This window comes from Kytococcus schroeteri (assembly GCF_002847825.1).
Taxonomy (GTDB): Bacteria; Actinomycetota; Actinomycetes; order Actinomycetales; family Dermatophilaceae; genus Kytococcus; species Kytococcus schroeteri.
Genome location: NZ_PKIZ01000004.1, coordinates 1 through 6,145, shown reverse-complemented (window position 1 = coordinate 6,145; position 6,145 = coordinate 1). Strand labels below are relative to the sequence as shown.

At 71.7% G+C, this 6,145-nt stretch carries 6 protein-coding genes; 5 read left to right on the top strand and 1 reads right to left on the bottom strand.

Going from position 1 to position 6,145, the window contains the following annotated elements; translation table 11 throughout:
• Nucleotides 1-772, bottom strand: a 772-nt coding sequence (locus tag CYJ76_RS12365; protein ID WP_180802188.1) for a glycosyltransferase 87 family protein, incomplete at its 3' end; no start/stop codon positions are given.
• A gap of 88 nt (nt 773-860) precedes the next feature.
• On the opposite strand from CYJ76_RS12365, the gene CYJ76_RS02865 reads away from it, so the two are divergent.
• The 5 genes from CYJ76_RS02865 to CYJ76_RS02845 all read left to right on the top strand — a co-directional run.
• Nucleotides 861-1,577: a response regulator transcription factor gene (locus CYJ76_RS02865; RefSeq protein ID WP_070705638.1), complete on the top strand. Its 717-nt coding sequence runs from the start codon at nt 861-863 to the stop codon at nt 1,575-1,577.
• A complete protein-coding gene (locus CYJ76_RS02860; RefSeq protein ID WP_237769811.1) occupies nt 1,574-3,073 on the top strand; it encodes a sensor histidine kinase in 1,500 nt (499 codons plus the stop codon). The genes CYJ76_RS02865 and CYJ76_RS02860 overlap by 4 nt, the downstream gene beginning before the upstream one ends.
• 111 nt (nt 3,074-3,184) lie before the next feature.
• On the top strand, nt 3,185-4,393 hold the full coding sequence (locus CYJ76_RS02855; protein WP_101849206.1) for a S1C family serine protease: 1,209 nt from the start codon (nt 3,185-3,187) through the stop codon (nt 4,391-4,393).
• A gap of 602 nt (nt 4,394-4,995) precedes the next feature.
• Nucleotides 4,996-5,433 (top strand): DUF6318 family protein, encoded by a 438-nt coding sequence (locus tag CYJ76_RS02850; RefSeq protein ID WP_238138134.1) that lies wholly within the window; start codon nt 4,996-4,998, stop codon nt 5,431-5,433.
• A partial coding sequence (locus tag CYJ76_RS02845; RefSeq protein WP_144043023.1) for a hypothetical protein occupies nt 5,430-6,145 on the top strand: 716 nt, incomplete at its 3' end. The genes CYJ76_RS02850 and CYJ76_RS02845, both read left to right, overlap by 4 nt.

Genomic DNA, 6,145 nt, shown 5'->3' with positions numbered 1-6,145 from the left:
CCTTGACCGACTGGTTGGCCACGTAGCTGGGGGCGCCGATGCGGCCGGTCTCGGGCAGGACCTCGCTCCAGAAGGCGCGGGAGTCCGAGGGCAGCAGGAGGAAGCCCAGGCCCACCGTCGCCAGCATCGAGGCCAGGGCCACGCCGGCGGCCCGCCACTGGCGGGTGAGCACCAGCCAGGCCACGAGGAAGACCGGGGTGAGCTTGATGCCGGCAGCCACGCCCAGCCACACCCCGCGCCAGGGGCGGTCGCCGCGGCGCAGCAGGTCGGCGGCCAGCAGCCCGGCCAGCAGCAGGTTGACCTGGCCGAAGGAGAAGGTCTGCCAGACCGGCTCGCAGACCACGGCCGCCACGCCCAGGGCCCCCAGCACCGGCCAGGTGGGCGCCAGTCGGCGTCCGAGGAGGGTCATGCTGCCCTCGCGCCGCCCCTCCAGGGCCCGCCGCAGCGCCACCACGAGGCCCAGCGCGGACGCGAGGGTCAGCACGGCGACCGCCACCGCCCGCGGCACGAGCGCCAGCGGCACGAACACGAGCGCCGCGAAGGGCGGGTAGGTGAAGGGCAGTCCGTCACGGGCCACGTAGAGCGGGTCCCCGTCGGCCACGAGCTGCCCGCCCCACCGGTAGACCTCCAGGTCGATGGGCCAGCCGCCCTTGACCAGCAGGGTGGCGGTGGCCACGAGGGCGACGAGCACCGCCGGGACCCACAGGGCCCGGGCGGGGAGGTCGGCGGACGGGGACGCGGGGGCGCCCGAGGGCGCGGTGGGAGTGCTCACGATGCGCACATGGTGCCACCTGCACCCCCTCGCCGACCGCCCAGCGAGCCTCCAGCCAACTCCCAGCCGACTCCGCGACGCTGGGAGCATGGACACCACCGCTGACGCCACCCTGCTCGTCGTCGAGGACGAGCCCAACATCCGCGAGCTGCTGGCCACGAGCCTGCGCTTCGCCGGGTTCGAGGTGCACACCGCCGCGCAGGGCAGCACGGCGCTGCAGCTGGCCGCCGAGGTGGAGCCCGACCTGCTCGTGCTCGACGTGATGCTCCCCGACGTGGACGGCTTCACCATCACGCGCCGCCTCCGGGAGCGCGACCAGCACATGCCGGTGCTCTTCCTCACCGCGCGCGACTCCGTGGACGACAAGGTCAAGGGCCTCACCGTCGGCGGCGACGACTACGTCACCAAGCCCTTCAGCCTCGAGGAGGTGGTGGCCCGCATCCGCGCCATCCTGCGCCGCAGCCGCGCCGAGGACGACCCCCAGGACGACCGCGTGCTCACCTTCGAGGACCTCTCCCTCAACGAGGACACCTACGAGGTGGTGCGCGCCGGCCGGGTCATCGAGGTCTCCCCCACCGAGTTCAACCTGCTGCGCTACCTGCTGCAGAACCCCAACCGGGTGCTCTCCAAGGCGCAGATCCTCGACCACGTGTGGGACTACGACTTCCGCGGCGAGATGGGCATCGTGGAGAGCTACATCTCCTACCTGCGCCGCAAGATCGACACCGAGGGCCTGCCGCCCCTCATCCACACCAAGCGCGGAGTGGGCTACGTGCTGCGGATGCCGCCCCAGTCGGTCGCGTGACCCCCGCCACCTCCGGCACCCGGGCCCGGCGCACCCGCCGCGGCCGCTGGTGGGCACCCGGCCACTGGCCGCTGCGGGTGCGCCTGCTCACCGTGGCGATGGTGCTCATCGCCGGGGCGCTCACGGCCACCGCCATCGCCCTGGCGGTGCTCATGCAGCAGTTCCTGGTGCGGCAGGTGGACGACCAGCTGCAGCGGGCCGCGGCCCCGGTGGCGCAGTCGGCCTTCGACAGCTTCACCACCGCGGGGTCCACCGGCTTCCGGCCGCCCAACAACTACTGGATCCAGTTCATGCCGGTGAACGGCCACCAGCCCATCAGCGTCACCGCACCGCAGAGCACGGGCTCGACCCCGCGGGTGGACTACCTCTCCCCCGAGGACGAGCGGGTGCGCAGCGGCCGGCCGTTCACGGTGACCGACGGCAACGGCGACCGCTGGCGCGTGGTGGCCGGCGTGGACGCCAACCACGTGGCCACCTACGCCGTGGCCCGGCCCCTACGTGAGATCGACGAGGCCGTACGGAACCTGCAGATCTTCACCCTCAGCGTGGGACTGCTCGCCCTGGTGGCCAGCGCCCTGGTGGGCTGGCCGCTCATGAACCGGGCGTTCCGGCCGCTCACGCAGATCGAGGACACCGCGGCCGGCATCGCCGAGGGCAACCTCTCGCGCCGCGTGCCGCACCCGGGCACCCGCGACGAGGTGGGCTCGCTGGCCACCAGCCTCAACCTGATGCTGGCTCACGTGGAGCGGTCCTTCCAGCTCCGCGACGCCTCGGAGCAGAAGATGCGGCGCTTCGTGGCCGACGCGTCCCACGAGCTGCGCACGCCGATGGCGGCCATCCGCGGGTACGCCGAGCTGTACCGGTCGGGCGCCATCACCGGGCGCGAGGACACCACGGCGGCCATGCGCCGCATCGAGGACGAGGCCACCCGCATGGGAGTGCTCGTGGAGGACCTCATGACGCTGGCGCGCCTGGACGCCGACGAGCAGCACCGCCTCGCGGCCTCCCCCGGCACCGACGACGCCGAGACCACCGAGGTGGACCTCACCGTGCTGGCCGGCGACGCCGTGGCCGACACCCGCGCCTGGGCGCCGGAGCGCACCCTGCGCGTCCAGGGCCTGGCAGGCCAGCCACTGGGCGCCACCCCGGTGGCCGGCCGGGAGCCGGCCCTGCGCCAGGTGGTGACCAACCTCGTGGCCAACGCCGTGCGGCACACCACCGACGGCCCCATCGAGGTGCAGGTGGGCCGCGACCGCGACGAGGTGGTGCTGCGCGTGGTGGACCACGGCCCCGGCATCCCCGAGGAGGAGCGCGAGCGCGTGTTCGAGCGCTTCTACCGCTCCGACCCCTCCCGCCAGCGCGGTGCGGGCGGCGGGTCCGGGCTGGGGCTGGCCATCGTGGCCACCACGGTGGAGCAGCACGGCGGGTCGGTGCGGGCGCTGGGAACATCCGGTGGCGGCGCGACGTTCGAGGTGCGGCTGCCCGCCCTGGGCTGAGCCCGACCCCACCGCGGGGACCAGGCCCGGGACTCCCAGAGAAATCCCAGCGACGGTGCAGCGCGGCCCAAGCATCGGGTGGTGGACTGCAGGTCGTCGAGAGGAGCAGACATGGACGAGTACACGGCACGGACCCAGGAGGCCGTCCCCCCGCGTCGCGGGTGGTGGCAGGTCCCCACAGTTGCGGTGCTCTCCGCTGCCCTGGCGACGGCCGGCACCTGGACCCTCGCCGAGAACGGCGTGATCGGCGGCGGTGACGACACCACGACGAGCACCCAGCGCCAGGTGGCGCAGGGCGCCCCGGCCAGCAACCCGAGCCCGAAGGCCGACGAGGGAACGCAGCAGGAGGCCACGGCGGGGGACGCCGCCGCGGCCGGGAAGACCCCTGCGGCGACGGCCGACGGCGTGGACTGGTCGGGGGTGGCCGAGAAGGTCTCGCCCAGCGTGGTGGCCATCTCCGTGCAGAGCGCCACCTCGGGCGGGTCCGGGTCCGGCGTGATCCTGGACGAGCAGGGCCACGTGGTGACCAACCACCACGTGGTCGACGGCGCCCAGAACATCACCGTCACGCTCGGCGACAACCGTGCCTACCCCGCCGAGGTGGTGGGCACGGACGCCGAGACCGACCTCGCGGTGCTCAAGCTGAAGGACGCCCCCAAGGACCTGAAGCCGATCACCGTGGGCGACGACACCGGCCTGCGCGTCGGCGACCCGGTGATGGCCGTGGGCAACCCGCTGGGCCTGTCCGGCACGGTGACCACCGGCATCGTCAGCGCCCTGGACCGGCCGGTGCGCGCCGGCGACACCGAGACCCAGGTGGTGACCAACGCGGTCCAGACCTCCGCGGCCATCAACCCGGGCAACTCCGGTGGGGCACTGGTAAACTCGTCGGGCGAGCTGGTGGGCATCAACTCCGCCATCGCCACGCTGGGGTCCAACCCCCAGGCGTCCGGCAACATCGGCATCGGCTTCGCGATCACCGCCACGCAGATGAAGAACGTCACCTCCGAGCTCATCGAGCACGGCAAGGCGACCCACGCCCAGCTGGGCGTGCGCGTGGGCGACACCACGGTGGAGGTGGACGGCGCGCGCGTCAACGGCGCCGGCATCGCCTCGGTGGAGCCGGACGGGCCTGCCGCCAAGGCGGGGTTGAAGGCCAAGGACGTCGTCGTCGCCATCGACGGCGAGCCGGTGGACAGCATGTGGGCGCTCATTGCCCAGATGCACGAGCGGGCGGTGGGCGACACCGCGAAGCTCACCGTCGTGCGCGACGGGCAGAAGAAGGACCTGGACGTGACCGCCGGCGAGAAGGCGGACTGACCAGGCACAAGGACTCCCACGCAGGCGTTGTGCGACCGGCTGCGTGGGTGGGGACTCCGGTTCCCGTCGGGTCGAGGCCCTCCCCCCTTGGGGACTCCCCGACAAACAAGCCGCCCGGGCCGTGGGTGTGTGTGACCACGGCCCGGGCGCACTCATGTCTGGGGGGCGTTCGGCAGGGGCGGGTGTTCTTGGGGGAATCGTTATCGGGATCCTGTGGAAAACCCTGCCGGTGGGGTGGTGCGCTGTGCCAAGGTGCCGGTGTTGCCCTTCGTCGCACCGGGAGACCCCTCATGCCCGCTGGTTCGTTGCCCGTGAAGACCGCCGTGCTCGCCGTGTGCGGGGCCCTGTTGGTGGGGGCGTGCTCCTCCGATGCGGAGGGGGGTGGCTCATCGTCGACCACGCCTGATGCGGTGGAGACCTCCGCGCCCGTGACCTCGCCGAGTGCCTCGGGTTCCTCGGCGTCGCCGGACGCGCAGGAGTCCTCTGGGTCTCCCACACCGAGCGAGTCCGACTCGGCTGATGCCTCACCCTCGAACGAGTCTAGCCCCCCGCACTCGCCCCGGCCGAGCAAGAGCTCCAGCGAGGCTCCGGCTCCGCCGGTGATGCCGGCCGCGGCGAAGGAGAACACCGCCGAGGGTGCCGAGGCCTTCGCCCGCTGGTACGTCGAGACGCTGAACCACCTCTACCAGCACCCCAAGGCGGGGGTACTCGACAAGTACGCCGGCGACGACTGCAAGACGTGCGCGAACCAGTCCGAAGCCTTGGTCGAGGCCTCTCGGACGAAGGAAGCATCTGATGGGCCTGTCTTCGACATTCTTGGCGCAAAGGTGACTGCGACGGGACCGAGCACCTATGACGCGGTCGTCGGCTTCCACCAGCTACCGGCGACGTTCACGACGCCCGATGGCGAGGTGACCGCTCGCCTCGAAGAGATCGACGAGATGGGGCTTCTCTTCCGCCTCCGACACGAGGGGGGTTGGGCCGTGGAGAAGCTCCATCCCAATGAGGACCCCGTCTTCACCAAGGATGGCTCCCGATGAGCCTCCTCACCGTCATGGCGCTCGCCTTGATGGGCAGTTCGGACTGCGGCCCGGTCGTCACTTGTGACGAGGACGGAGACGGTGTCGTCATCGGAATGCTCAAGAACGAGGTCGAGGAGTTGGCGGACAAGCGACCGCCGAAGTCGACCCCACCTGCGCCCGGGAAGCCGCCGACCTTGTACTACGAATACGTCGTCCAACACACCTGCCCGGGCATCCGCCCCGGACCCGACGAGCACGGCGCGGACTGCAACCTCTCACGCCACGGCTGCGACGGCTACCTCGGCGACGGACCCCTGGTCACCATCTCCGAACGCATCCTGCGCACCCAGGACGACGAGGTCGTCCAAGGCTGGTCGTTCACCGGTGTCACGTGTTACCCCGAGGCCGTCCCCGGCCGGTCCGGGGAAGTGGCCGACAAGCGCATCGCCAAGGCCTTCAAGGTCACGAAGTTCGCCCTACCCGCCCCCACCTGGGACCCGCCCCGCACTGACCCCCTGGTCAACAAACCCGTCTACTTCACCACCACCTTCGCCAAGGCCGGCTACGAGCCGAACGAGACCCGCACCATCCCCCCATCACAGATGCTCGGCCACGACCTGAAGATCCTCCCCGAGCTCAAGAACGTCACCTACCACTTCGGCGACGGCGACCAGCACGGCCCCACCGTCGACACCGGCGGCGAGTACCCCGACGGCAACATCACCCACAC